The sequence below is a fragment of the Actinopolymorpha rutila genome (assembly GCF_013407855.1).
Taxonomy (GTDB): domain Bacteria; phylum Actinomycetota; class Actinomycetes; order Propionibacteriales; family Actinopolymorphaceae; genus Actinopolymorpha; species Actinopolymorpha rutila.
On record NZ_JACBZH010000001.1, the window covers coordinates 1,882,182 to 1,906,414 of the forward strand.

Consider the following 24,233-nt stretch of genomic DNA (forward strand, 5'->3'; position numbering starts at 1 on the left):
GGACCACGAAGATGTCGGAGCTGACGATTCGCCCGGAGGAGATCCGGGAAGCGTTGGAGCGTTTCGTCTCGAGCTACCAGCCCGCGGAGCTGGCCGCCGAAGAGGTCGGCACGGTCGTCGACGCCGGTGACGGCATCGCGCACATCGAGGGCCTGCCGTCCGCGATGGCCAACGAACTGCTGGAGTTCGAGGACGGCACGCTGGGGATGGCGCTGAACCTCGACGTCCGCGATATCGGTGCGGTCGTCCTCGGTGAGTTCACCGGGATCGAGGAGGGCCAGACGGTCCGCCGTACCGGCCAGGTGCTGTCGGTGCCGGTGGGCGAGGGCTACCTCGGCCGCGTGGTGGACGCGCTCGGCAAGCCGATCGACGGCCTGGGCGAGATCACCGGCCTGGATGGCAACCGCGCGCTGGAGCTGCAGGCTCCCGGCGTCATGGCGCGCCAGCCGGTGAAGGAGCCGCTGCAGACCGGCATCAAGGCGATCGACGCGATGATCCCGATCGGCCGCGGCCAGCGCGAGCTGCTGATCGGTGACCGCAAGACCGGCAAGACGACGGTCGCGATCGACACGATCATCAACCAGAAGGCCAACTGGGACAGCGGCGACCCGACCAAGCAGGTCCGCTGCATCTACGTCGCGATCGGCCAGAAGGGCACCACGATCGCGGAGGTCAAGCGCACGCTGGAGGAGTCCGGCGCGATGGACTACACCACCATCGTCGCGGCCCCCGCCTCCGAGCCCGCGGGCTTCAAGTACATCGCCCCCTACACCGGTTCGGCCATCGGCCAGCACTGGATGTACGGCGGCAAGCACGTCCTGATCGTCTTCGACGACCTGTCCAAGCAGGCCGAGGCCTACCGCGCGATGTCGCTGCTGCTGCGCCGCCCGCCGGGCCGCGAGGCCTATCCCGGCGACGTGTTCTACCTCCACAGCCGGCTGCTGGAGCGTTGCGCGAAGCTGTCGAAGGAGCTCGGTGGCGGTTCGATGACCGGCTTCCCGGTGATCGAGACCAAGGCCAACGACATCTCGGCGTACATCCCGACCAACGTGATCTCCATCACCGACGGTCAGATCTTCTTCCAGTCCGACCTGTTCAACGCCAACCAGCGCCCGGCGGTCGACGTCGGCCAGTCGGTGTCCCGGGTCGGTACGTCCGCGCAGACGAAGGCGATGAAGGCGGTCGGCGCCCAGCTCAAGCTGGAGCTCGCACAGTTCCGTGAGATGCAGGCGTTCGCGATGTTCGCCTCCGACCTCGACGCCGCCTCCCGCCGTCAGCTCGAGCGCGGCCAGCGGCTGACCGAGCTGCTCAAGCAGCCGCAGTCCTCGCCGTACCCCGTCGAGGACCAGGTGGTCTCCATCTGGCTCGGCACCACCGGGAAGCTCGACGACGTTCCGGTCGACGACGTGCGGCGGTTCGAGGGCGAGTTCCTCGAGTTCCTGCGGCGTGACCGGTCCGGCATCCTGAACGGCATCCGGGAGACGCTCAACTTCACCGACGACACGGTGAGCACGCTGGAAGAGGCGGTCACCGACTTCAAGCAGACGTTCGAGACCTCCGACGGCCAGCTGCTCAAGCCGGGCCGGGAAGAGGTCGAGGCGCTGGACGAGGAGAGCGTCGAGCAGGAGAAGATCGTCCGGCAGAAGCGGGGCTGAGCCATGGCAGGCAAAATCCGCATCTATCGTCAGCGCATCCGTGCGGTGACGACGATCAAGAAGAGCACCCGGGCGATGGAGCTGGTCGCCGCGTCGCGCATCCGCCGCGCGCAGGAGCGCTCGCGGGCGGCCACGCCGTACGCCCGGGAGCTCACCCGCGCGGTGTCCGCGCTGGCGACGTTCTCCCACGTCGACCACCCGATCACCACCGAGCGGAAGAACCCGCGCCGGGCGGCCGTGCTGGTCATCTCCAGCGACCGCGGGCTGGCCGGGGCGTACTCCTCCAGCGTGCTGCGGGAGGGCGAGCGGCTCGGTGAGCTGCTGCGCGGCGAGGGCAAGGAAGTCGTTCCGTACCTCTGCGGCCGCAAGGCGGTGGCCTACTACCGCTTCCGCAACCGCGAGATCGCCGGGCAGTGGACCGGTTTCTCCGACGGTCCGAGCTACGACGACGCCCGCACGGTCGGCCAGGAGCTGACCCAGGCATTCCTGGCCGGCTCCGAAGAGGGCGGGGTGGACGAGATCCACATCGTCTACACCCAGTTCGTCAGCATGATGACGCAGCGGCCGGAGGTCATCCGGTTGATGCCGCTGGAGGTCGTCGAGGGCGAGGAGCCCCCGGCGGAGGAGGACGTGCTGCCGCTGTACGAGTTCGAGCCCTCGGCCGCCGAGGTGCTGGACGCGTTGCTGCCGCGCTACGTCGACAACCGCATCTTCCACTGCATGCTGCAGGCGGCGGCGAGTGAGCTCGCGGCCCGCCAGCGTGCGATGAAGTCGGCCACCGACAACGCGGAGGAGCTGATCCGTACGCTCACCCGCGAAGCAAACCAGGCCCGCCAGGCCGAGATCACCCAAGAAATCAGCGAGATCGTCGGTGGCGCGAGCGCGCTCGCCGAGACAAGCGCTGGGAGTGAGTGAGAGAGATGACTGCCACGATTGGCGAGAACACCGCCGAGAAGTCGGCTGCCGGCGTCGGCCGTGTCGCACGCGTGATCGGCACGGTCGTCGACGTCGAGTTCCCCGCCGGCGCGATCCCCGACATCTACAACGCGCTGAAGACCGAGATCACCCTCGGCGACGTGCGCCAGACACTGACCTTCGAGGTGCAGCAGCACCTGGGTGAGAACCTCGTCCGGGCGATCTCCCTGCAGCCGACCGACGGTCTGGTGCGCGGCCAGGAGGTGCGCGACACCGGAGGCCAGATCACGGTACCCGTCGGTGACGTGGCCAAGGGGCACGTCTGGAACGTCGCCGGTGAGTGCCTGAACGCCGTGGAGGGCGAGGAGCTCGAGATCACCGAGCGCTGGCCGATCCACCGGCAGGCCCCGCCGTTCGACCAGCTCGAGGGCAAGACCGAGATGCTGGTCACCGGTATCAAGGTGATCGACCTGCTCACGCCGTACGTCCAGGGCGGAAAGATCGGCCTGTTCGGTGGCGCGGGCGTGGGCAAGACGGTGCTCATCCAGGAGATGATCATCCGGGTCGCCCGCAACTTCGGTGGCACCTCCGTCTTCGCGGGCGTCGGTGAGCGCACCCGTGAGGGCAACGACCTCATCCTCGAGTTCGACGAGAGCGGCGTCATCAAGGACACCGCGCTCGTGTACGGCCAGATGGACGAGCCGCCGGGCACCCGGCTGCGGGTCGCGCTGGCCGGCCTCACGATGGCGGAGTACTTCCGCGACGTGCAGCGTCAGGACGTGCTGCTCTTCATCGACAACATCTTCCGCTTCACCCAGGCGGGTGCGGAGGTGTCGACCCTGCTCGGCCGGATGCCGTCGGCGGTGGGTTACCAGCCCACGCTGGCCGACGAGATGGGCCTCCTGCAGGAGCGGATCACCTCCACCCGTGGGCACTCGATCACCTCGATGCAGGCGGTCTACGTGCCGGCGGACGACTACACCGACCCGGCTCCGGCGACGGCGTTCACGCACTTCGACGCCACCACCGAACTCTCCCGGGACCTCGCCGCGCAGGCGATCTACCCGGCCATCGACCCGCTGACCTCGACGTCGCGCATCCTGGACCCGCGCTACATCTCCCAGGAGCACTACGACACGGCCATCCGGGTCAAGCAGATCCTGCAGCGCAACCGCGAACTGCAGGACATCATCGCCATCCTCGGTATCGACGAGCTTCCCGAAGAAGACAAGATCACCGTGGCCCGGGCGCGCAAGCTGCAGCGGTTCCTGTCCCAGAACACCTTCGCGGCCACGCAGTTCACCGGCATCGAGGGATCGTTCGTCCCGCTGGAGGACACCATCGAGGCCTTCAAGAAGGTCTGCGACGGCGAGTACGACCACGTGGGTGAGCAGGCGTTCTACTCCGTCGGTGGTCTGGACGACGTGGAGCGCAAGTGGGCGGAGATCCAGAAGGACCTCTGACCGGCTCGCAGAGCGCGGCACAGATGTGACGATTGGGGCCTCCCGGGCGCAGGTCGCCTGGGAGGCCTTATCGGCGGATCCAGCACCGAATCGGCACAGGTTCGACGGTGCGGGGTAGCCGGAAGTGGAATGCCCGGGAGCGGGTATTCTCCACAGAACGAATTCAGGCAAGAACGAATTCAGGCCAGGAGGATTCACGGTGGCAGAGCCCCTGCACGTCGAGCTGGTCGCACCGGACCGCACGGTCTGGTCGGGCGAAGCGACGACTGTCATCGCCCGTACGTCCGAAGGTGACATCGGGATCCTGCCCGGGCACGCACCGGTCCTCGGTCTCCTGGTCGACGGCGTGGTCGAGGTACGCACGCCGGGGTCGGAGATCTACGTGGCCGCGGTCCAGGGCGGTTTCCTCTCGGTCGCGAACGACCGGGTGTCCATCCTCGCCGAATACGCCGAGATGTCCCACGAGATCGATCTCGAGGAGGCGCGGCGGGAGCTGGAACGGGCCCGTACGGCCGGCGAGAACGACCAGGAAGCTCTCGAACACGTACGCCGCGCCGAGGCCCGCGTACGTGCTGTCGAGATGGCTTCCTGACGGCCGGGACGGGGGTGGGTGTGCCAGCGACAGGTCATGCGGCCGCGCCGCGCACGCCCTCCTGTGAGCCCTACCTTCGTACCGGAGGACTCCGTCTCTCCGGTACGCCCCGCTTCGCCGATTCGCACCGCTTCGCTGCTTCCTGCCGTCCCGCCCGAAGGCGTCGCTGTCCGGGCGGTTGCAGATGGTGATCGAGATCATCCTCGACATCGCCGGGCTGAGCCTCGCGCTCGTCCTCGTGTGTCTCGCCGGTCTGGCATTTCGCCGCCGCCTGCTGCAACGCGGCGGCGGCACTTTCGACTCCAGCCTCAGGTTGCACAAGCAGGCCAACGGCAAGGGCTGGTCACTCGGCATCGCCCGGTACGCCGGGGACAGCGTGGACTGGTTTCCGGTGTTCTCGTACGGTTTCCGGCCCCGTCGGTCGTTCTCCCGCAACGACCTGATCGTCCAGGCCCGCCGCGACCCGGCCGCCAACGAGGCCCTCGGCCTCTACGCCGGTCACGTCGTGGTCGAGTGTGAGCAGGCAGGCCGGACGATCGAGCTGGCGATGGCCGAGGACGCGCTGACCGGCTTCCTGGTCTGGCTGGAGGCGGCCCCGCCGGGCCGCCGGCCCGCACCGCTCTGAGGCCGCGGGACAGACCCGCGGGAACGACCCTAGGAGCGCCCCGGCTGGTCGGCCTGCCCGCCGCCGGGCTGCCACAGCACGTCTCCCCGGTCGGCGTTGGCCACCCGGGCCAGGATGAACAGCAGGTCCGACAGCCGGTTGAGGTACTTGATCGTGGCCGCGTTCATCGTGTCCGCGTGCTCCTCCCAGGCCGCCCACGCGGTGCGCTCGGCCCTCCGGGTCACCGTGCGGGCCGTGTGCAGCAGGGCTGCGCCGGGCGTCCCGCCCGGGAGCACGAAGGAGCGCAGCGGCTCGACCCGCTCGTTGAACGCGTCGCAGTGCGCCTCGAGCCGTTCGACGTACTCCGGGGTGATCCGCAGGGCCGCGCCGGCTTCGGCGTCCGGATCGACCGGGTTGCCGAGGTCGGCGCCCACGTCGAACAGGTCGTTCTGCACCTCCACCAGCACGGCCGCGATGTCCTCGGCCAGGTGGCCGAGGGCGAGCGCGGTGCCGATGCTCGCGTTGGCCTCGTCCACGTCGGCGTACGCCGCCAGCCGACGGTCGGTCTTGGTGACCTGGCTGTTGTCGACCAGCCTGGTCCGCCCGCCGTCTCCGGCGCGGGTGTAGATCCGAGTGAGGTTGACCATGTCCGCAGCCTAGGACGTGTCGTACGGATCGGGAGGCCAGGGCGCCGACACCCGCCCGGCGCGTCGCGGGGGGCCGGGTGCCGGGCCCGGTCACGGTCACGGTCGGTGTCGCAGCACCTCACCCCCGGGGGGTGGTCTCGTCCCGAAGCACGAGTGTGCCGCGCGGCGCCCGGGCGGGGGCTCATAGCATGCACGGGTGGAACGGCTGAGAATTCGCGGTGGCAACCGGCTCGAGGGCGAGGTGCCGGTCAGCGGCGCCAAGAACAGCGCGCTGAAACTGATGGCGGCGTCGCTGCTCACCCAGGGGCGTACGGTCCTGCACAACGTGCCCGACATCCTGGACGTGAAGTTCATGGGTGCCCTGCTCAAACGGATGGGCTGCGAGCTCGACACCTCGGGGTTCGACAACGGGACGTTCGTCATCGACGTCCCGGAGTCCATCCACCACGAGGCCGACTACGACCTCGTACGCCGGCTGCGGGCCTCGATCACGGTGCTCGGCCCCCTGGTGGCCCGTTGTGGCCGGGCGAAGGTGGCGTTGCCGGGCGGTGACAGTATCGGCTCCCGAGGCCTGGGCATGCACGTGTCCGGGCTGGAGCGGATGGGCGCCCAGATCGGCGTGGAGCACGGCTTCGTGGTGGCCGAGGCGCCCGCGGGTCTGCACGGCGCGAGCATCCTGCTGGACTTCCCGAGCGTCGGTGCCACCGAGAACCTCCTGCTGGCCGCCACCCTCGCCCGCGGTACGACGTTGATCGACAACGCCGCCCGCGAGCCGGAGATCGTCGACATCGCCGACATGCTCACCAAGATGGGCGCGAAGATCGGCGGGATCGGCACCTCCACGCTGGAGGTGGAGGGGCCGGCCGATCTGTCGGCGGTCGAGCACACGGTGGTGCCGGACCGGATGGTCGCCGGCACCTGGGCGATCGGCGCCGTCGTGACCGGTGGGGAGGTCACCCTGCGGGACGCGCGCTCCGACCACCTCGACATCGTGCTGGACAAGCTGGTCCGGGCCGGCGCGTCCGTGCGGACCGGGCCGGTGAGCTTTACGGTGGCGATGGACGGACGGCCGCGGGCCGTCAACATCGTGACGCTGCCGTACCCCGGCTTCCCGACCGACCTGCAGGCGATGATGGTGGCCCTGGCCGCGATCAGCGAGGGCACCTCGATGGTGACCGAGAACCTCTTCGACGGGCGGTTTCGGTTCGTCCAGGAGCTGGCCCGGCTGGGCGCGGACGTACGCACCGACGGGCACCACGCGGTGATCCGGGGACGCCCGGCGCTGTCCGGCGCACCGGTGGAGGCGACCGACATCCGGGCGGGCGCGGGCCTGCTGCTGGCCGGGCTGGTCGCCGAGGGGGAGACGCTGGTGTCCGGCGTACACCACCTCGACCGCGGCTACCCCCGCCTGGTGGAGATACTCCAGGGCCTGGGTGCCGAAGTGCTGCGCGAGCCGGACAACGTCGACCTCGGCTGAACGACCGGACCGGCGGTCACCGGCCCGGCGGTCACCGGACGGTCAGTGGACGTCCACCTGGGCGCCGAGTCCCTCCAGCTTGGGCAGGAAGTTCTCGTACCCCCTGGCGAAGATGTCGATCCCGCGCAGCGTCGACCTGCCCTGCGCGGCCAGCGCCGCGATCATGTACGAGAAGCCGCCCCGCAGGTCGGGCACGGTGAGGTCGGCGCCGCGCAGCGAGGTGGGGCCGGAGATCACCGCCGAGTGGGTGTAGTTGCGCCGGCCGAACCTGCACGGCGTCGCGCCCAGGCAGTCGGTGAACGCCTGGATGTGCGCGCCCAGCCGGACCAGCGCCTCGGTGAAGCCCAGGCGGTTCTCGTACACCGTCTCGTGCAGGATCGACAGCCCGGTCGCCTGGGTCAGTGCGACCAGCAGGGGCTGCTGCCAGTCGGTCATGAAGCCGGGGTGTACGTCGGTCTCCAGCGCCACGGCGTTGAGCTTGCCGCCCGGGTGCCAGAACCGGATGCCCTCGTGGGTGACCATGAACTCCCCGCCGGCCCGGCGGTAGACGTTCAGGAACGTCATCAGGTCGACCTGGCGGGCATTGCGGACGAACACCTCGCCACCGGTGGCCAGGGCCGCGCAGGCCCAGGACGCCGTCTCCATCCGGTCGGGCAGCGCCTCGTGGATGTAGCCGCCGAGCCGGCGTACGCCGGTGATGCGGATGACCCGATCGGTGTCGAGGTTGATGATCGCGCCCATCTTCTGCAGGACGCAGATCAGGTCGATGATCTCCGGCTCGACCGCGGCGTTGCGCAGCTCGGTGACCCCCTGGGCGCGGACGGCGGTGAGGAGCACCTGCTCGGTGCCGCCGACGCTGGGGTACGGGAGTTCGAGCTGGGTCCCGGTGAGGCCGTTCGGCGCGGTGATCTGCAGGCCCTCGGGCCGCTTGTCCACGACGGCGCCGAACTGCCGGAGGGCGTCCAGGTGGAAGTTGATCGGCCGGTCGCCGATCTTGCAGCCGCCGAGGTCGGGGATGAACGCGTGCCCGATGCGGTGCAGCAGCGGCCCGCAGAGCAGGATCGGGATCCGGCTGGAACCCGCGTGCACCTCGATGTCGCCCATCGTCGCCTGCTCGACGCGGGAGGGGTCGAGGACCAGCGAGTGCGGCCCGTCGGCCCCGTCGCGCACGGTCACCCCGTGCAGCTCGAGCAGCTCGCGGACGATCGTGACGTCACTGATCCGGGGGACGTTGGTCAGGGTCGACGGCTGGTCGCCGAGCACGGCCGCCACCATCGCCTTGGGGACGAGGTTCTTGGCCCCGCGTACGGGGATCTCTCCGGCCAGTGGCGTGCCACCCGACACCACCATGGTGTCCGCGTTCATTCGGCTCACACGTCTCCCTCCTGGTGGTCGTACGCCGCGACTTTCGCGACGATGCGACTCACCATGTTGGTCGCCGTCTTCTCGTAAGGTGCCTGCATGACGGAACTCATTAGTCGCACGGTGGCTGTCGTCGGTTCCGGATTGATGGGATCCGGGATTGCGCAAGTGGCGGCCAAGGCCGGTTGGCAGGTCATCCTGCGCGACGTCACCGACGACGCGCTCGAACGTGGGACGGCCGGCATCCGGCGGTCGCTGGAGACGTTCGCGCGCAAGGGCAAGCTCCCCGAGGACGCTGTCGAGGCGACCCTGGAGCGGATCACCACGACCACCGACCTGGACGCGGTCGCCAAGGCCGGCATCGTGGTGGAGGCGGTGTTCGAACGCCTCGACGTCAAGCGCGAGGTGTTCGCCGAGCTGGACCGGATCTGCCCCGACGGCACGGTCCTGGCCACCAACACCTCCGCGATCCCGATCACCCGCATCGCCTCCGCCACCAACCGCCCGGAGTCGGTGGTGGGCACGCACTTCTTCTCGCCGGTGCCGATGATGCGGCTGTGTGAGCTGGTACGCGGCCACCGCACCTCCGACGCGACCCTGGAGCGCGCGCGGGAGTTCGCCGAGTCGGTCGGCAAGACCTGCGTCGTGGTCAACCGCGACATCGCGGGCTTCGTGACCACCCGGCTGATCTCCGCCCTGGTGATGGAGGCGGTCCGCCTGGTGGAGGACGGCGTCGCGACCGCCGAGGACATCGACACCGCCTGCAAGCTGGGGTTCGGGCACGCGATGGGTCCGCTGGCCACCACCGACCTGACCGGCGTCGACGTCCTGCGGCACGCGACCCAGAACATCTGGGACGAGACGGCCGACCCGAAGTTCTTCCCCCCGGAGCTGCTGAGCCGGATGGTCGAGGCCGGCGAGCTGGGCCGCAAGTCCGGGCGCGGGTTCTACGACTACGACCAGCCCTGACGCACCGTCGGACTGCGCGTTCGGGGAGGTGGGAAGACCTACGGGTGTCACAGGCCCCGTAGGTCTTCCCACCTCCCCTTGTCCGGAGCCCGTCCGGATTCTTCCGCGGAAGAATCCGCGGAGTGGATGTGGCGAAGGGGCGCGGAAGTGCAGGTCACGGCGGTCCGGGCGGGTTTTGTTCCCCCGGCTAGTCTCGTGACGTGCGCGAGGGCCTGCTCGACGTTGTTCTGTTGCTGGCGGTGGTCGGGCTGGTCTCCGGGCTGGCACGGCGGACCGGCCTGCTCGCCCCCATCCTGCTGGTGGTCGCGGGCGTCGCGTTCTCGTTCATCCCGGTCGGTCCCGAAATCCACCTCGAGCCCGAACTCGTCCTCGAGGGCATCCTGCCGCTGCTGCTCTACATCGCCGCGATCCGCACCTCGCTGCCGGCGTTCCGGAGCAATCTGAGCCCGATCGTGCTGCTGGCGTTCGGGCACGTGTTGTTCATCGCCGCGATCGTCGGGCTGGTCCTGCACGCGGTCGTCCCGTCGATCCCGCTGGCGGCGACGTTCGCGCTGGGGGCGGTGGTGGCGCCGCCGGACGCGGTGGCCGCCACCGCGATCGCCCGCCGGCTGCACCTACCCCGCCAGGTGGTGACGATCCTGGAGGGGGAGAGCCTGGTCAACGACGCCACCGCACTGGTGGCGCTGCGGGTGGCGGTGTCGGCTGCCCTTGGTACGACGGTGACGTGGGCGGGCGCTGTCGGCCAGCTCAGCCTGTCCGTGTTCGGCGGGCTGGCGATCGGTGGCGTGGTCGCCGTACTCGCCCGGTGGCTGCACCAGCGCACCCGGGACGCGCTGCTGGACAACACGATCTCCCTGCTCACGCCGTTCCTGGCGTTCGTACCCGCAAACTTCATCGGCGCCTCCGGCATCGTCGCGGTGGTGACCTGTGGCCTGTACCTCGGGCACCGGCGCGACCGCATGTTCGACCCGGCGGCCAGGGTGCAGATCGACGCGGTGTGGAAGGTGACGCAGTTCCTGCTCGAAGGAACGCTGTTCCTCCTGGTGGGGCTGCAGATGCGGTCGGTGGTGGACGCGCTGTCGTCGGGCTGGCAACTGGTGACCGCGGCGACGGTGGCGGTGGTCGCCACCGTCGTGGTCGGGAGGTTCGTGTGGGTGTTCCCCGGCGCGTACCTGCCACCGATGCTGCGCCTGGACCGGGCACACCACGCCTATCCGCCGCTGCCGAACGTCGTGGTGGTCGCCTGGGCCGGGATGCGCGGCGTGGTGACGCTGGCGGCGGCGCTCAGCCTCCCGCTGGAGTTCCCCGGCCGCGCCCTGCTGGTGTTCATCGCGTTCGTGGTCATCCTGGTGACGCTGGTCGCGCAGGGGCTGACGCTGCCCGCGGTGGTCCGACTGGTGGGTGTCGGCCGGGACGACCCGCGTGAGGACCTGCTGGCCGAGGCGGAAGTACGCCAGGACGCCATGCGCGCGGCCCTGGCCCGGCTGGACGACGACCGCGGCGACGCCCCCGACTACGTGGTCGACCGGCTGCGCGACTCGGCCGAGATCCGCGCCAACCAGGTCTGGGAACGCCTCGGCGACCCCGACCGCGAACCCCCCACCGAGACCATGCGCCGGCTGCGCCTGGGAATGCTGGACGCCGAGCGCGGCGTCTTCGTCCAGGCCCGGGACGAGAAGCGGATCCCGGAGGAGGTGCTGCGCCAGGTGGAGCGGGAGCTGGACCTGGAACAGTTGATGATGGCTCGCGGCCGACAGGAGGACGACGACTCATGACCAGCCCGACCTGTACGCACCTTGCACAGGCGAGCGACGACGTGACCGCGAGGACGCCGCAGGGCTGCGAGGAGTGCCTGGCGCAGGGCACCGACGACTGGGTGCATCTGCGGTTGTGCCTGACCTGCGGCCACGTCGGCTGCTGCGACTCCTCCCAGTGGAAGCACGCGACCGCGCACCACCACGAGACCGGGCACCCGGTGATCCGGTCGTTCGAACGCGGGGAGGCCTGGCGCTGGTGCTACGTGGACCAGCGGATCGGCTGACCTCCACCGGAAAACGGGGAGGACCTCGGCGGTCGTGATCGTTAGGGTGACGGCGTGGCACCCGTACGATCACCCCGGCTCCGGCAGGTCCGGCGATGACCGACCTCGCCGATCTGCTGGCCCGCGCCGAGGCGGCACTGGCAGACGTACCCGCCGACAGCGGCGCCAGCGCCGTGGTGGCCGGCATCGCCTGCGTGAGCTACCCGATCGACCAGCCGTGGGCGACCCAGGCCAAGGCGATGGGGCCGCCGTCGGCGTCCGCGCTGGACCAGGCGATCGAGTGGCTGGACGCGCACGCGGCGGTGCGCGGGCAGTGGGCGGTGACCACCCGGGCGAGGTACGCCGGCCAGCCGGAGTTCACCCGGCGCGGGTTCCGGCCGTGGCTGGAGCTTCCCGTCCTGGTCCTGGGCAGCGTCGCCCGGCTCGCGGCGGCGGCCCCGGTCGCCGGGCTCACCGTCGGTGCGCCGGACAGTGCGGAGGAGTTCCTCGGTGTCTACGGCGCGGAGCTCGCCCCGCTGGTGACGCCCGGGGTGCTCGCCTCGCCCAGCTACCACCTGCTGGTCGGCCGGGTCGACGGTGTGGCCGTCGCCTGTGCGCAGATCCGGGAGGTGGCGGGTACGGCGTACGTCTCGGCGGTCGGTGTGCTGCCCGAGTGGCGTGACCGCGGCATCGGTTCGGCGATCTCGGCGGCCGCGGCGAGGTACGCCCTCGGCCTGCAGCCGCGCGCGGTGTGGCTCAGCGCGCAGTCGCACCGGCACCGGTTGTACGGCCGGATCGGGTTCCGTCCGGTGGACACCCACGTCCTGTTGCGCCCGGAGCAGTAGGCCGGAGCAGTAGGCCGGAGTGGCCGGGCCGGTCAGCCGACGTGCGCGCGGACCAGTCCGACGACCTCGGCCGCGCAGCCCCAGGACACGGTGACGCCGGAGCCGCCGTGGCCGTAGCAGTGCACCACCATCCGGCCGGGCTCACTCGCCTGGGCTTCCACTCGCACGCTCGGCCGGGCCGGCCGCAGCCCGACGCGTTCGCGGAGCACCCGCGCGTGGGCCAGCGCGGGCTCCAGCCGGGCGGCGGCCGCGAGCAGGTCCCGGGTGGTCTCCGGCCGGGGCCGGGTGTCCCAGTCGTCGGGCTCGGCGGTGCCGCCGACGACCACCGAACGGCGCCGGGGTACGACGTACAGCGGGCGCTCGGGCTCGGTGTCGTCGGCCCACCAGCGGGTGACACCCACCTGGTCCAGGACGACGAGCTGGCCGCGGACCGGTGTCACCGAGCGGTCCCGGGCGAGCGCTCGGGCGGCCAGCCCGGTGCAGTTGACCAGGATCGGGGCGTTGTCGGGGAGGGCGGGCAGCGCCTGCCGGGTGAGCGTCCCGCCGAGCGCGCCCAGCCGGGCGACCAGCCAGGGCAGGTAGCTGCCGGTGTCCACCACGGGCGCCTGGAACTCCCAGCCGCCGGCGTACCCGTCGGGCGGGTCGGTCAGCGTTCGCAGGCCGGGCACCGCGGCGGCCCACCAGGGTTCGCCGCCCGGAGTACGGACCAGTTCGGCGCCGGGAACCAGGTCGACGCCGGCCGACTCGTCCTCGCGCGCCAGCCGGGCGAACCTGTCGTAGGACGTGGCAGCCCAGGCCGTCACCCGGTCCTGGGGGAGCGCGCGGTAGGGGAACCACAGCGCGGCGGCCACCGAGGACGTCGTCTCCGGCGGCAGGTCGCGCGCCACGACGTTGACCTCGAACCCGTCCTCGGCCAGCGCCACCGCACAGGTCAGCCCGACCACTCCGGCGCCGACCACCAGCACCCGCCGCCCCTGGGGGCTCGGGGTGGTGGTGGTCGACACCGGCTCGGGCACACGCTCTGTCACCGGCTCGGTCGCCATGTCACCGATGATGCCCGAGCCGAGGCGGGTTGCGAAGTGCCTTGGGTTCTGCCTAGTGCGGACCGGCGGCGTCGGTCTCGGTGCCGCAGGGGCCGCCGCCGAGGTTCTCCGGCAGCTCCACCGGGTCGCCGTCCATGGTGAGCGTGGCGTACCACGGCGAGATCCGCTCGCAGGAGTCCCGCCCGACGTAGTGGCAGATGAACGAACGCCGGAACCGGTCGGTGGTGGTGTTCGGTCCCGAGCCGTGCACCAGGCTGCCGTTGAAGAACAGCACGTCGCCCGGCTGCAGGTCGACCGGCACGGCGGCGAGGCCGGGCGGCGGTGGGACGTACTCCTTGGTGAACGACACCTCGGGGTCGGCGTCCTCGGGGCAGAACACGTCCATCCGGTGCGTGCCGGGTACGACCTCCAGCCCGCCGTTGTCCCGGTCGATCACGTCGCAGGCGACCCACGCCGCCACGCAGGTGCCCGGCTCGACGCGCAGGTAGAAGTTGTCCTGGTGGAGCGCCTGCCCGCGCGCGCCCGGCGGCTTGAAGTAGAACATGCTCTGCGCGGCCAGCGGCTCCTCGTCGAGGAGGTAGCTGAGAATCACCCGGAGCCGGGCGTCGAGGAGGTACTGCCGGGCGACGGCGCTGATCTTGTGGGGGTGCATCACCCGGGGGTACTCGCGCAGCACGTCCACCGGCTCGCCGGGCGAGTTGGGCCGCGGCTCGAAGTGGCCGGGCACCGGGCCCCGCGCGTGCAGCGCCGTGAACTCGTCCTGGAGCTCGGCGATCTCCTCGGGCGAGAACAGCGACCGGATGATGGTGAAGCCGTCCTCGGCGAACTGCCGGGCCGCGGCGGCGACGGGTTCGCCTCCTCGCTCGCGCACGGGCGCGGTGGGAGCGCTGGTGCGGACGTCCGTCATGGTGGAGGGCCTCCTCGGCTCGGTGTCGGCTCGGTGCCGGCTCAGGTCGCACGTGAGTACGGTCGTACCTGATGGAACTGCCTGTGACTCCTGACGGTACGGCGCGACCCGGCGGCTGGGGATGCCCGTGACCGCTGCCGACCTGCCCGATCCTGCTGTCGGTCCTATGGGGGCCGACGACGGCGAGGGGACTCCGGCGCCTCCGGCGGAGCTGGTGGTGGCCGCACGCTTCGACGTCGGCGGCGGGTACGCCGTGCACCGGGCGCGGGGTGCGCCGAGCTGGTTGTTCGCCTGGACCCTGGCCGGCGGCGGGCGGTTCCGGCAGGGCGGGGTGACCGTCCGTGCCGAGCCCGGCGACCTGGTGGCACTCGGTCCGGAACTCGCGCACGACTACGCCGTGGCGCCGGGCGCGCCGGGCTGGTCGTTCTGGTGGGTCCACTGTCCGGCGCGGGCCGGCTGGCACGGCTGGCTGGCGCCGTACCAGGTGGGCGAGCGGCTCTACCGCGTGGCGGAGGTGCCGGAGTTCGTCCGCGGCCGGGTGGAGTCGGCGTTCCGCCGGTTGCACGCCGATGCCCGGTGGTCGGGCGAGGGCCCGCCGCCGGACCCGGTGAGCCCGCGTCGCCGCGACGTCGTACCGGCCGCGGCGACCGGCGTGGCGGCCCGCGAGCTCGCCCTCGGCGGGGTGGAGGAGGTGCTGGTGCTCACCACCGCGGCGGTGGCCGCGACCGGCTCCGGACCTGCGGCCGGACCGAGAGCCGGGGAGAACGTCGACCCGCGGGTACGCCGGGTCGAGGTGCTGCTCGTCGCCGACCCGGCCGCGCCGCACACCGTCGCGTCGCTGGCCGCACGGGTCGCGCTGTCACCGTCCCGGCTGGCGCACCTGTTCTCGGCACAGACCGGGCGTACGCCGATGCGGGCACTGCGGGACGCGCGGATGCGGCACGCGGCCCGGCTGCTGGAGGCGACGGACCTTCCGGTCGGCAGCGTGGCCGCCGCCTCGGGGTTCGTCAGCGCGTTCCACTTCAGCCGGGTGTTCCGGGAGCGGTTCGGGGTGCCGCCGGGTGGTTACCGTCAGAACAGCCGTGCGGTCGGGTCGTCCAGCCCGCGGAGTACGTCGTAGTCGACCGTCACGCACTCGATGCCCCGGTCACCGGCCAGCACCCGCGCCTGCGGCTTGATCTCCTGCGCGGCGAACACTCCGCGGACGGGCGCGAGCAACGGGTCGCGGTTGAGGAGCTCGAGGTAGCGGGTGAGCTGCTCGACGCCGTCGATCTCACCGCGCCGTTTGACCTCGACCGCGATCGCCGCACCGCCCGCGTCACGGCAGAGCAGGTCGACCGGACCGATCGCGGTGGGGTACTCCCGCCGCACCAACGTGAGACCCTCCCCGAGCGTGGCGGGGTGGTCGGCGAGGAGCTCCTGCAGGTGCGCCTCCACGCCGTCCTTGCGCAGCCCGGGATCGGCGCCGAGCTCGTGGTTGGAGTCGTGCAGCACCTCGTCCAGCGTGATCACCAGCTGGCCGCCGTCCTTGCCGGTGACCGTCCACCGGGCCGGGTCGGAGTCGGTCGCCGGCTGCTCGACGAGCTTGCACGGCGGGCTCATCCAGTTGAGCGGTTTGTACGCCCGGTCGTCGTTGTGGATCGACACCGAACCATCGGCCTTCACCAGGATGAGGCGGTTCGCACGGGGCAGGTGGGCGGTGAGCCGGCCGACATAGTCGACCTGGCACGAGGCGATGACGAGGCGCACGACGCCTCACCCTAGGGCATGCCCGGTAGCAGGAATCGGGTCGTGGTCGGGTCGCCGATTGCGGGATGCGTAATGCGAAAGTGCATCTTCGCCCGCCTTGGGTGGAATGCTTCCGGCATCGTCGCACGGTTTGCCGGGTGCGGCGCTGACACGGGGGTGTATCGAATGCGTCGGCAGCGAACGGTTCTGCTTGCCCTGATCACGGTCTTTCTGACAACGCTGGGAACCGCCGGTGCGTGGGGGGCAGCACCGTCAGGGCCTGCCGCGCTCACCGGATCGGACCATCAAGGACGCGCGGAGCGACCCGAGGCCGGGCGAGGCGCCCAGCAGGCGAAGCCCGCCACGGTGAGGCAGGTGACACTGGTCACCGGCGACCGGGTGCGCGTCACCACCAGAAGTGATGGCGTTTCCACCGCCACCCCGATCCCGGGGCCGGGCCGCAGCCGAATGACGTTCGGCATCCGCCGGCACGGGCGCGACCTGAACGTCGTACCGGCCGACGCGGCCCCTCTGGTGGCGAGCGGCCGGCTCGATCCGCGGTTGTTCGAGGTCGCCGGGCTGGTGCGTGCGGGCTACGGCGACGAGCAGACCGACCACCTCCCGCTCGTCGTCGCCCGCCCGACGGGCGCCGCGGCCTCCACTGCCTCCGCAACCACGGCAACCTCCTCGGCACGCTCCTCGGCACGCTCCTGGATCCCGCGTGCCCTGCGACCCGGCAGAGCGGTGCCGAGTCCGCGGGGGCAGGCCGTCACCGAACCCAAGGCCGCTGCCGGGGAGACCTGGCGCTGGCTCGCCGGTACGCCGAGCCACGTCTGGCTGGACACGCCGGCGCGGGCCGGCGTCACCGAGAGAGCCGTGAAGCGCGGCGCCGCGCAGGCGGACCCGGCCACGTACACCCTCACTCTCCGCGTGATCGACCGCGCGGGCAGGCTCGTCACCGACCCGAGCCGCCTGCAGCCCTCGCCGACCGTGGTCGCCGACCTGAACACCGGCGACCTGATCGACCTGACCGGAGCCTCGACCGGCCTGGTGGCGCACCTGGCGCCCGGCACCTACGCGTTCAGCGGGATCGTCTCCACCACCCCGGCCTCCTCGCCGACCAGCTACACGCTGCTGTCGGCCCCGCGGATCAGCGTCGCCGCCAACACCACGGTGACGCTGGACGCCCGGCAGGCACACCGGGTCACCACCAAGGTCGACGCGGCCTCCCCGAGGGCGGTCGTGACGACGTTCGGCCTGGTGGAGACCGTCGCCGGCACCCCGTTCACCACCCTGTTGACCCTGCGGGGCAACGTGCCCAACCACCTCTACGCCCGGGCCACCGGGACCGTCACCGGCCGGACGTACGAGTTCACCGTGTTCCGTTCCCTGGCTGCCGGCGCGGTCACCTACGACCTGCTCCTCGGACAGGAGGGCAGTGTGCCGGCGAACCCGGCGTACGTCGTCCATGACGCGGCCCTGACCCGCTACGACGCGGTGTTCGCGGTCCCGGGGGGCGGGCTGAACCTTGACGGTGTGTGGTCCCGCGAGGCGGAGCTGCCCGGCGACTCCACCATCGGGCTGGGGTGGTTCTACGACGTGCCACTGCCCGCCCGGCGGACACACCTGTTCACCCCGCGGTACGCCGGCCGGTCGCTGGCGTGGTCGGACAAGCTCGACGTACGGAGTACTCCCACCCAGGTCCGGTACAGCGAGGTCCGCGACCCGCTCCGCTACGCACCCGGCCAGCAGGTCCGGCACACGTTCAGCCCCGCGGCGTTCCGGCCACAGGCGGGGGGCTACCGGCAGGGCGACGGCGTGATGAACTTCTCGATGGAGCCGATGTCACCGTCCCTGCGCGACGGGACCCTCATGGTCAACGACTCGACCGGCATCACCGCCACCAGCACGCTGCGCCGCGCGGGCGTCGTGGTGGCCACCTCGACCGACCCGTTCGTCCTGAACGCGGGCGTCCAGCCCAAGCCGCGCGCGTCGTACACCCTGGACCTGCGTGTCGGCCAGCACGTGCCGTGGTCGAGATACGCCACGACGGTGACCGGCCACTGGCAGTTCACCTCCGCCGCGCCGGCGGGCTACATCGCGCCGATCTCGCTGCTGAACACGGTGGCGGTCGGGGCGTTCGACCTGCTCGGGCGGGCGCGCGCGGGCCGGCCGTTCACGCTGGACCTGGTGACGACGAGCCCGGACGTGACCAGCACGGTGACCCGGACGCTGCTGTGGGTGTCGTACGACGACGGGCACACCTGGACGCGCGTGACGACGACGCCCGGCGCACCCGGACACTGGTCGGCGCGGGTCCACCACCCGAACCTGCCCGGCCGCTTCGTCTCGCTCCGGACGCTGGCCGAGGACGACCAGCGCAGTGAGCTGACGATGACTTCGATCCGGGCGTACAGGCTGTACTAGGACCGTCCCCTGAGCGCGGCCCGAACCCGGGTCAGCGGCAACCGCAGGCGCCGCCGCAGCAACCGCCCCCGCTCGGCGGCGCGGCCGCCGGGCCGGTGCCGGCGCGGCCGGCGAGCGCGACGGTGGACAGCAACTTCACCGTGTCCCCGTGTCCCTGGGGGCAGGGGGCGGGCGAGCCCGACTCGCTCATCGGCAGGGCTCGCTCGAACGTGTCGCCGCAGGTGCGGCAGCGGTACTCGTATCGCGGCACGCGACCAGGGTAGGCGACCGGGCGGATCGGCGGCACAGGTGAGCAGGGACAATTGGGCCGTGCCCCGCCGCCGCCCGCGACCCCGCCGCCCCGAGTCCCCGCAGCGGCCGCTGTACGGCGGTCACCAGCAGGTGGAGGAGTGGCCCGACGGCGACTGGGTGGTCCGCAAGCTCACCGGCTCGACGAGCACGAAGCCGTACCGCTGTCCCGGTTGTGACCAGTTGATCCCGCCCGCCACGCCGCACGTGGTGGCGTGGCCGGTGGATCCCGCGTCGTTCGTCGGCACCGGTCTGGACGAACGCCGGCACTGGCACAACGGCTGCTGGCGCGCCCGCGACCGGCGGCGACGCCGCTAGGGGTGTCCCAGCCCCCGGCGGACGGGCGGCACGAGCCCGGAGGCGACAATCGGTGGGTGACCAGCTCCGCCGAAACCCCCGCCGAACGCACCGCCCAGCCGGAGGGCTCCGCCCGGCCGATCCGGGCCAACAGCGTCCTCCCGGCCAGGCGTACCCCCCTCGCCCTGGAGACCGCCGACGGGCTGACCCTGGTCGGTGAGGTCGCGCAGCCGCTGGACCGCGCGCCGGTCGCGACCCTGGTCTGCGTCCACCCACTGCCGACCCACGGCGGAATGATGGACAGTCACATCTACCGCAAGGCCGCCTACCGGCTGCCCGCGCTGGCCGGGATCGCCGTCGTGCGCTTCAACACCCGCGGCACTCGCAGTGTCCAGGGGGTGAGCGAGGGGGAGTTCGACGGAGGGGACGCCGAGCGGTTCGACGTGGCGGCCGCGCTGGAGTACGCCGAGTTCGCCGAGCTGCCCCGGATCTGGCTGGTGGGATGGTCGTTCGGCTCGGACCTGGTGCTGATGCACGGCTGCGACCCGGTGGTGGAGGGCGCGATCCTGCTGTCGCCGTCGCTGCGGTTCTCCCGGCCCGAGCACCTGGCGGTGTGGGCGGAGTCCGGCAAGCCGCTGACCGCGCTCGTACCGGAGTTCGACGACTACCTGCGACCGGCGGGGGCCCGCGAGCGGTTCGCGGCGATCCCGCAGGCGCAAGTGGTCGGCATCGACGGCGGCAAGCACCTGTGGGTCGGGGACGCCGAGCGGATCCTGGACGAGATCGTCGCCCGGGTGGCGCCCGGGGTGGGGCCGTTGCCGACGACCTGGGCAGGGCCGATGGAGTACGCCGACGCCAGCGCCTATGCGGACCGAACCGTGGCTGCCTTCGCCGACGTTCCCGTACCCGGTGACTCCGCGTCGGAGGGCTGAGCAAGGGGTGGACCGCCGAGCGGCGCGTAACTCGAAAATTCGGCGCGGCGGCTCCGCCGTGTCGCCGTACTGACACAGTCGGACCCGATCATGGAGCACAACTCTCGACCCTGCCTGCAGGCTGGCCGGGTTTGGCCAACCTGTCCCCGACTTCGAGCCTTCGGGGCATACAGGTCCACTCCATAAACTGGGCGGCGATGAGCACCAATTCGAATCCGGCGCAGCCTCCGGCCGCCGGGCAGCCCGATCCTTCCCGTCCCCTTCGCGTCGGCGTCGTCGGCCTCGGCTTCGCCGGGCAGGCCGCCCTCAAGGGCTACCTCGCTCTGCCAGACGTCGAGGTCGTCGCCCTCGCCGGGCTCGAGGCCGACCGCCTCGCCGAGCTCGGCAAGGAACACTCCATTCCCTACCTGTACGAGCGCTGGCAGGACCTGATCGCGCGCGACGACATCGACGCGGTGAGCGTGGCCACCCCCACGCACCTGCACGCGCCGATCTCGATCGCCGCCCTCGAGGCCGGCAAGCACGTCCTGTGCGAGAAGCCGCTGGCCCGCTCCGGCGAGGAGGCGCAGACCATCGTCGACGCGGCCACCAAGGCCAACCGCGTCCTCAAGGTGTGCTTCAACCACCGCGAGCGCGGCGACGTCGCGATCCTCAAGCAGCAGCTCGACGCCGGACAGCTCGGCCGCGTCTACTACGCCAAGGCCCACTGGATGCGGCGCAACGGCATCCCCGGCATGGGCAGCTGGTTCACCAACCGGGAGATGGCCGGCGGTGGGCCGCTCATCGACCTCGGTGTGCACATGCTGGACATGGCGCTGTACCTCCTCGGCGAGCCGCGGGTGCTGTCCGCGAGCGCGTCGACGTTCTCCGAGCTGGGCCCGCGCGGGCTGGGCGGTTCGCAGTACGCCGCCAAGCAGACGGTGGGTTCGGCGTACGAGGTGGAGGACCTCGCCACCGCGTTCCTGCGGCTGGAGGGCGGCGGCGTCCTGCAGCTGGAGACCAGCTGGGCGACGTTCCGCAAGCCCGGCGACGACTTCGGTGTGTCGCTGTACGGCACCGACGGCGGCGCCGAGATCGGCGTGGAGAACTACGCCTCCGAGGACACGCTCCGGATCTACACCGACGTGGCCGGGGCGCCCGCCGAGGTCCGTCCGCGGGTCGTCCGCGGCGAGGGCCACCGGGCGGTCGTACGCGACTTCGTCGGTGTCGTCCGCAACGGCGACTGGTCGGCGCACGCCGGCCGCGACGGCCTGGCGCGGGCGCGCATCATCGACGCCTGCTACCTGTCGTCGCTGGAGGGCCGCGAGGTCCCGGTGGTGGAGTCCTGAGCGACGGGTCCGTCCCGTTCGCCGGCGTCACACCAGGGCCGCCGCCACCTCAGCGCCTGGCCCGTACAGAGCTTTCCGAACCGACTCAACCAGGGAGTTACACATGAGCTTGTCCCCGATCCGGGTGACAGTCTGGGGCGAGAACGTCCACGAGCAGCGGGACGCCTCGGTCAAGGAGATCTACCCCGACGGCATGCACGGCGCGATCGCCGACGGTATCGCCAAGCACCTCGGTGAGGACGTCGTCGTTCGCACCGCCACCCTGCAGGAGCCCGAGCACGGGCTGAGCGCAGAGGTGCTCGCGCAGACCGACGTGCTGACCTGGTGGGGCCACGCCGCCCACGGCGAGGTCTCCGACGAGGTCGTCGACCGGGTGCACGAGGCGGTGCTCGGCGGTATGGGCATCCTGGTCCTGCACTCGGGCCACTTCTCCAAGATCTTCCGCAAGCTGATGGGCACCACCTGCTCGCTGGACTGGCGCAGCGAGAACGACCGGGAGATGGTCTGGACGGTCGCGCCCGACCACCCGATCGCGGCAGGCGTGCCGAACCCCATCCTGATCCTGGCGCAGGAGATGTACGGCGAGTACTTCGACATCCCGCAGCCGGACGAGCTGGTGTTCATCAGCTCGTTCTCCGGCGGCGAGGTGTTCCGCAGCGGCTGTGCGTACCGCCGCGGCCGTGGCCGGGTGTTCTACTTCAGCCCCGGCGATCAGGAGTACCCCGTCTATCACCACCCGGACATCCAGCGGGTGCTGGCCAACGCGGTCGGCTGGGCGGCCCCGACCGGTACCGAGCGGATCACTCCGTTCGTGTCCCGTCGCCCTACCGGCTGGTTCGAGTCCGGCGAGACCCTGCCGACGGCGGACCCGCGCCTCGCGCAGTCCTGACCGGGCTGGGGGATCCTGGCGCAGGGATTCTGACTGCGTAGGGACGTTCCCCGCGTAGGGATGTTTTCGGGAGTAGGAAGGTCCCGACGTCGGAAGCTTGCCGGCGTCGGGACCTTTCCTGTCGGTGGAAGGTCCTCGGCGTAGGAAGGTTCCCGGCGCTGGGACGTTACGGGCGTACGTCCCTCCTTCGCCGTCGGGAAGGTCCCGGCGTCGAAAGGTTCTCGGCGTCGGGAGGTTCTTGGCGTCGGGAGGTTCTTGGCGTGGAAGCACCGAACGGCGAAGCTCCCCGGCTCGAACGAGATGCCGGGGAGCTTCGCCGTCTCGGGTCTTAGGGCAGGCCCTAGGCCTCCTCGAGGCGGGGGTGGAGCACCTCGCGGATGAGCAACAGGATCGCGGCCGCGGTGGGCACGGCGAGCAGGGCGCCGACGATGCCCAGCAGCGACCCGCCGGCCAGGGCCGCGACCACGATCACCGTGCCGGGCACCTTCACCGAGCGCTGCATGATCCGGGGGTAGATCAGGTAGTTCTCGATCTGCTGGTAGATGACGTAGTAGATGATGCAGGCGATCCCGATCTTCACGTCGGTGAGCAGCCCGACCGAGGTGGCGACCACCGCCGAGACGGCGCCGCCGATCAGCGGGATCAGGCCGAGGATGGCCACCACGATCGCCAGCGCGAGGGCGTACTCGCTCAGCCCCACGATCAGGAAGAAGACGAACGACGCGGACGCCGCGATCGCCGCGACCGCCAACTGCCCGCCGACGTAGCTGCCGACCCGGGCGAGGATCTCGTCGCCCAGCATGGTCACGCGGTCCCGGCGCGAGCGGGGGACCAGCTTGTAGAGAGCGGTCTTCGTGGTCGGCAGTGAGCCGAGGAAGTACAACGTGAGCACCAGGATCGTGAACGCGCCGAACAACGTGCTGGCCACGATCCGGCTGGCACCCACCACGCCGCCGAACAACCGCTCGGCCAGTCCGCCGCTGGTGATGTAGTCCTGGACCTTCTTGGTGACCTGGTACTGGTCGTCCAGCGACTGGAGGTTGGGGTTGTTGCGCAACGTGGTGAACCAGTCGGGCACCTGGTTGATCAACAGTGTGACCTGCTTGGTCACCACCGGCACGATCGCCAGGCCGATCAGGGCGAAGACCACCACCAGGCAGAGGAAGACCAGGGCGACCGCGACGCCCCGGCTGATCCGCCGGCGGACGAACCACTCGACCGCGGGATTGAGCCCGACGGCGAGATACAGGGACACCACCAGCAGCACGAGCACACTGCTGGCCGAGGCCAGCAGGTTGAACAGCTGCCAGGCCAGCAGGGCGCCGAGGGCGCCGAAGAAGCCGAGGTAGAACGGTGAACGCCGGCTGATCCGTGGCCCCGGGCGTCCGAACCTCGGACCGTCGTCGCCGTCGCCGTCGCCGTCGCTGTCCACGGCCGAGGCGTCCGGCCCGAGCCCGCCCTGGCGTCGTTCGGAGGCGCCGCTGCCGGACCGCGCCCCTAGGTCGGACCTCTCCGCCGAGCCTGCTTCGGCACCCGGACCAGCGGACAGGGTGGCGGTCGACGCGGAGCTACCGGGGTCTCGGCCCGCCTCCGAGGTCGAGCCGGGCGCCGAGGTCGAGCCGCCGTTCGGTGCCGACCCGCCGTTCGTCGCCGAGCCGCCGTTCGGTGCGGGGCGGTCGCGCCCCGCCGAGCCCGGCGACCCGGACGCCTGGCCTCCGTCGCCGGCTCCGGGCCGGGACCCGCCCGGCGCGTTCTGCTCACCCATGTCGCCTCCGACCGTGCCGGGGGCTCTACGTGTGTCCTTCCCGGCGTACGCCAGTGCAGGTTCTCACGACCGTCCCGGCT

General features: G+C 71.3%; 23 protein-coding genes. 16 read left to right on the plus strand and 7 right to left on the minus strand.

What is annotated here, in order from left to right; translation table 11 throughout:
* Positions 1 to 11: 11 nt before the first annotated feature.
* The 5 genes from atpA to F4554_RS08430 all read left to right on the plus strand — a co-directional run bounded on the left by atpA (position 12) and on the right by F4554_RS08430 (position 5,250).
* Entirely contained in the window at positions 12 to 1,655 is a 1,644-nt protein-coding gene (atpA, locus tag F4554_RS08410; protein ID WP_179786871.1) for a F0F1 ATP synthase subunit alpha, read from the plus strand.
* A 3-nt stretch (positions 1,656 to 1,658) separates the two neighbouring features.
* Positions 1,659 to 2,570: a F0F1 ATP synthase subunit gamma gene (locus F4554_RS08415; RefSeq protein WP_179786872.1), complete on the plus strand. Its 912-nt coding sequence runs from the start codon at positions 1,659 to 1,661 to the stop codon at positions 2,568 to 2,570.
* Positions 2,571 to 2,575: 5 nt separating this feature from the next.
* Complete coding sequence (gene atpD / locus F4554_RS08420; RefSeq protein WP_179786873.1) at positions 2,576 to 4,033, plus strand: F0F1 ATP synthase subunit beta; 1,458 nt, start codon at positions 2,576 to 2,578, stop codon at positions 4,031 to 4,033.
* 199 nt (positions 4,034 to 4,232) lie between these two features.
* Positions 4,233 to 4,625: a F0F1 ATP synthase subunit epsilon gene (locus F4554_RS08425; RefSeq protein WP_179786874.1), complete on the plus strand. Its 393-nt coding sequence runs from the start codon at positions 4,233 to 4,235 to the stop codon at positions 4,623 to 4,625.
* 184 nt (positions 4,626 to 4,809) lie between these two features.
* Positions 4,810 to 5,250 (plus strand): DUF2550 domain-containing protein, encoded by a 441-nt coding sequence (locus F4554_RS08430; protein ID WP_179786875.1) that lies wholly within the window; start codon positions 4,810 to 4,812, stop codon positions 5,248 to 5,250.
* Positions 5,251 to 5,279: 29 nt separating this feature from the next.
* Here F4554_RS08430 and F4554_RS08435 read toward each other — a convergent pair whose 3' ends face one another.
* On the minus strand, positions 5,280 to 5,876 hold the full coding sequence (locus F4554_RS08435; protein ID WP_179786876.1) for a cob(I)yrinic acid a,c-diamide adenosyltransferase: 597 nt from the start codon (positions 5,874 to 5,876) through the stop codon (positions 5,280 to 5,282).
* A gap of 196 nt (positions 5,877 to 6,072) precedes the next feature.
* Here F4554_RS08435 and murA (F4554_RS08440) point away from each other — a divergent pair, with 196 nt between their 5' ends.
* Positions 6,073 to 7,353, plus strand: coding sequence for a UDP-N-acetylglucosamine 1-carboxyvinyltransferase (gene murA, locus F4554_RS08440; RefSeq protein ID WP_179786877.1), 1,281 nt, complete (start codon positions 6,073 to 6,075; stop codon positions 7,351 to 7,353).
* 42 nt (positions 7,354 to 7,395) lie between these two features.
* On the opposite strand, the gene murA (F4554_RS08445) is transcribed toward murA (F4554_RS08440), so the two are convergent.
* Entirely contained in the window at positions 7,396 to 8,718 is a 1,323-nt protein-coding gene (murA, locus tag F4554_RS08445; protein ID WP_179791373.1) for a UDP-N-acetylglucosamine 1-carboxyvinyltransferase, read from the minus strand.
* Positions 8,719 to 8,814: 96 nt separating this feature from the next.
* On the opposite strand from murA (F4554_RS08445), the gene F4554_RS08450 reads away from it, so the two are divergent.
* From F4554_RS08450 to F4554_RS08465, 4 genes are all read left to right on the plus strand, one after another.
* Positions 8,815 to 9,684 (plus strand): 3-hydroxyacyl-CoA dehydrogenase family protein, encoded by an 870-nt coding sequence (locus F4554_RS08450; RefSeq protein WP_202889208.1) that lies wholly within the window; start codon positions 8,815 to 8,817, stop codon positions 9,682 to 9,684.
* Positions 9,685 to 9,884: 200 nt separating this feature from the next.
* Positions 9,885 to 11,459 (plus strand): Na+/H+ antiporter, encoded by a 1,575-nt coding sequence (locus F4554_RS08455; protein ID WP_179786878.1) that lies wholly within the window; start codon positions 9,885 to 9,887, stop codon positions 11,457 to 11,459.
* On the plus strand, positions 11,456 to 11,725 hold the full coding sequence (locus F4554_RS08460; protein ID WP_179786879.1) for a UBP-type zinc finger domain-containing protein: 270 nt from the start codon (positions 11,456 to 11,458) through the stop codon (positions 11,723 to 11,725). Before F4554_RS08455 ends, F4554_RS08460 begins: the two co-directional genes overlap by 4 nt.
* A 95-nt stretch (positions 11,726 to 11,820) precedes the next feature.
* Positions 11,821 to 12,549: a GNAT family N-acetyltransferase gene (locus F4554_RS08465; RefSeq protein ID WP_179786880.1), complete on the plus strand. Its 729-nt coding sequence runs from the start codon at positions 11,821 to 11,823 to the stop codon at positions 12,547 to 12,549.
* A gap of 32 nt (positions 12,550 to 12,581) precedes the next feature.
* On the opposite strand, the gene F4554_RS08470 is transcribed toward F4554_RS08465, so the two are convergent.
* On the minus strand, positions 12,582 to 13,592 hold the full coding sequence (locus F4554_RS08470; protein ID WP_179786881.1) for an FAD-dependent oxidoreductase: 1,011 nt from the start codon (positions 13,590 to 13,592) through the stop codon (positions 12,582 to 12,584).
* A 52-nt stretch (positions 13,593 to 13,644) separates the two neighbouring features.
* Positions 13,645 to 14,499 carry a phytanoyl-CoA dioxygenase family protein gene (locus tag F4554_RS08475; RefSeq protein WP_179786882.1) on the minus strand — a complete coding sequence of 285 codons (855 nt, stop codon included), beginning with the start codon at positions 14,497 to 14,499 and terminating at the stop codon, positions 13,645 to 13,647.
* A gap of 127 nt (positions 14,500 to 14,626) precedes the next feature.
* Here F4554_RS08475 and F4554_RS08480 point away from each other — a divergent pair, with 127 nt between their 5' ends.
* A complete protein-coding gene (locus tag F4554_RS08480; protein ID WP_337795929.1) occupies positions 14,627 to 15,619 on the plus strand; it encodes a helix-turn-helix domain-containing protein in 993 nt (330 codons plus the stop codon).
* On the opposite strand, the gene nucS is transcribed toward F4554_RS08480, so the two are convergent.
* Complete coding sequence (gene nucS, locus F4554_RS08485) at positions 15,571 to 16,248, minus strand: endonuclease NucS (RefSeq protein WP_179786884.1); 678 nt, start codon at positions 16,246 to 16,248, stop codon at positions 15,571 to 15,573. The two genes, F4554_RS08480 and nucS, sit on opposite strands and share 49 nt — an antisense overlap.
* Before the next feature lie 354 nt (positions 16,249 to 16,602).
* Between nucS and F4554_RS08490 the strand changes: the two genes are divergently transcribed.
* Positions 16,603 to 18,654: a hypothetical protein gene (locus F4554_RS08490; RefSeq protein ID WP_179786885.1), complete on the plus strand. Its 2,052-nt coding sequence runs from the start codon at positions 16,603 to 16,605 to the stop codon at positions 18,652 to 18,654.
* A 31-nt stretch (positions 18,655 to 18,685) separates the two neighbouring features.
* Here the strand turns inward: F4554_RS08490 and F4554_RS08495 are convergent, their stop codons facing one another.
* Positions 18,686 to 18,904, minus strand: a complete 219-nt coding sequence (locus tag F4554_RS08495; RefSeq protein WP_179786886.1) for a zinc ribbon domain-containing protein — start codon at positions 18,902 to 18,904, stop codon at positions 18,686 to 18,688.
* 59 nt (positions 18,905 to 18,963) lie between these two features.
* Between F4554_RS08495 and F4554_RS08500 the strand changes: the two genes are divergently transcribed.
* From F4554_RS08500 to F4554_RS08515, 4 genes are all read left to right on the plus strand, one after another.
* The gene (locus F4554_RS08500; protein ID WP_179786887.1) at positions 18,964 to 19,260 is read left to right on the plus strand and encodes a hypothetical protein; all 297 of its coding nucleotides are present in this window, start codon (positions 18,964 to 18,966) and stop codon (positions 19,258 to 19,260) included.
* A 56-nt stretch (positions 19,261 to 19,316) separates the two neighbouring features.
* Positions 19,317 to 20,171, plus strand: coding sequence for an alpha/beta hydrolase (locus tag F4554_RS08505; RefSeq protein ID WP_202889209.1), 855 nt, complete (start codon positions 19,317 to 19,319; stop codon positions 20,169 to 20,171).
* 197 nt (positions 20,172 to 20,368) lie between these two features.
* Entirely contained in the window at positions 20,369 to 21,499 is a 1,131-nt protein-coding gene (locus tag F4554_RS08510; RefSeq protein ID WP_179786888.1) for a Gfo/Idh/MocA family protein, read from the plus strand.
* Positions 21,500 to 21,602: 103 nt separating this feature from the next.
* On the plus strand, positions 21,603 to 22,388 hold the full coding sequence (locus tag F4554_RS08515) for a ThuA domain-containing protein (protein ID WP_179786889.1): 786 nt from the start codon (positions 21,603 to 21,605) through the stop codon (positions 22,386 to 22,388).
* Positions 22,389 to 22,728: 340 nt separating this feature from the next.
* On the opposite strand, the gene F4554_RS08520 is transcribed toward F4554_RS08515, so the two are convergent.
* Positions 22,729 to 24,153 (minus strand): AI-2E family transporter, encoded by a 1,425-nt coding sequence (locus tag F4554_RS08520; RefSeq protein ID WP_179786890.1) that lies wholly within the window; start codon positions 24,151 to 24,153, stop codon positions 22,729 to 22,731.
* Between the last annotated feature and the right edge of the window lie 80 nt (positions 24,154 to 24,233).

Bases quoted from the DNA above. Each gene is read 5' to 3' on its own strand.
- atpA (WP_179786871.1), top strand. From the start codon at position 12: ATGTCGGAGCTGACGATTCGCCCGGAGGAGATCCGGGAAGCGTTGGAG.
- F4554_RS08415 (WP_179786872.1), top strand. From the start codon at position 1,659: ATGGCAGGCAAAATCCGCATCTATCGTCAGCGCATCCGTGCGGTGACG.
- atpD (WP_179786873.1), top strand. From the start codon at position 2,576: ATGACTGCCACGATTGGCGAGAACACCGCCGAGAAGTCGGCTGCCGGC.
- F4554_RS08430 (WP_179786875.1), top strand. From the start codon at position 4,810: ATGGTGATCGAGATCATCCTCGACATCGCCGGGCTGAGCCTCGCGCTC.
- F4554_RS08435 (WP_179786876.1), bottom strand. From the start codon at position 5,876: ATGGTCAACCTCACTCGGATCTACACCCGCGCCGGAGACGGCGGGCGG.
- murA (WP_179791373.1), bottom strand. From the start codon at position 8,718: ATGAACGCGGACACCATGGTGGTGTCGGGTGGCACGCCACTGGCCGGA.
- F4554_RS08450 (WP_202889208.1), top strand. From the start codon at position 8,815: ATGACGGAACTCATTAGTCGCACGGTGGCTGTCGTCGGTTCCGGATTG.
- F4554_RS08460 (WP_179786879.1), top strand. From the start codon at position 11,456: ATGACCAGCCCGACCTGTACGCACCTTGCACAGGCGAGCGACGACGTG.
- F4554_RS08465 (WP_179786880.1), top strand. From the start codon at position 11,821: ATGACCGACCTCGCCGATCTGCTGGCCCGCGCCGAGGCGGCACTGGCA.
- F4554_RS08470 (WP_179786881.1), bottom strand. From the start codon at position 13,592: ATGGCGACCGAGCCGGTGACAGAGCGTGTGCCCGAGCCGGTGTCGACC.
- F4554_RS08475 (WP_179786882.1), bottom strand. From the start codon at position 14,499: ATGACGGACGTCCGCACCAGCGCTCCCACCGCGCCCGTGCGCGAGCGA.
- F4554_RS08510 (WP_179786888.1), top strand. From the start codon at position 20,369: ATGAGCACCAATTCGAATCCGGCGCAGCCTCCGGCCGCCGGGCAGCCC.
- F4554_RS08515 (WP_179786889.1), top strand. From the start codon at position 21,603: ATGAGCTTGTCCCCGATCCGGGTGACAGTCTGGGGCGAGAACGTCCAC.
- F4554_RS08520 (WP_179786890.1), bottom strand. From the start codon at position 24,153: ATGGGTGAGCAGAACGCGCCGGGCGGGTCCCGGCCCGGAGCCGGCGAC.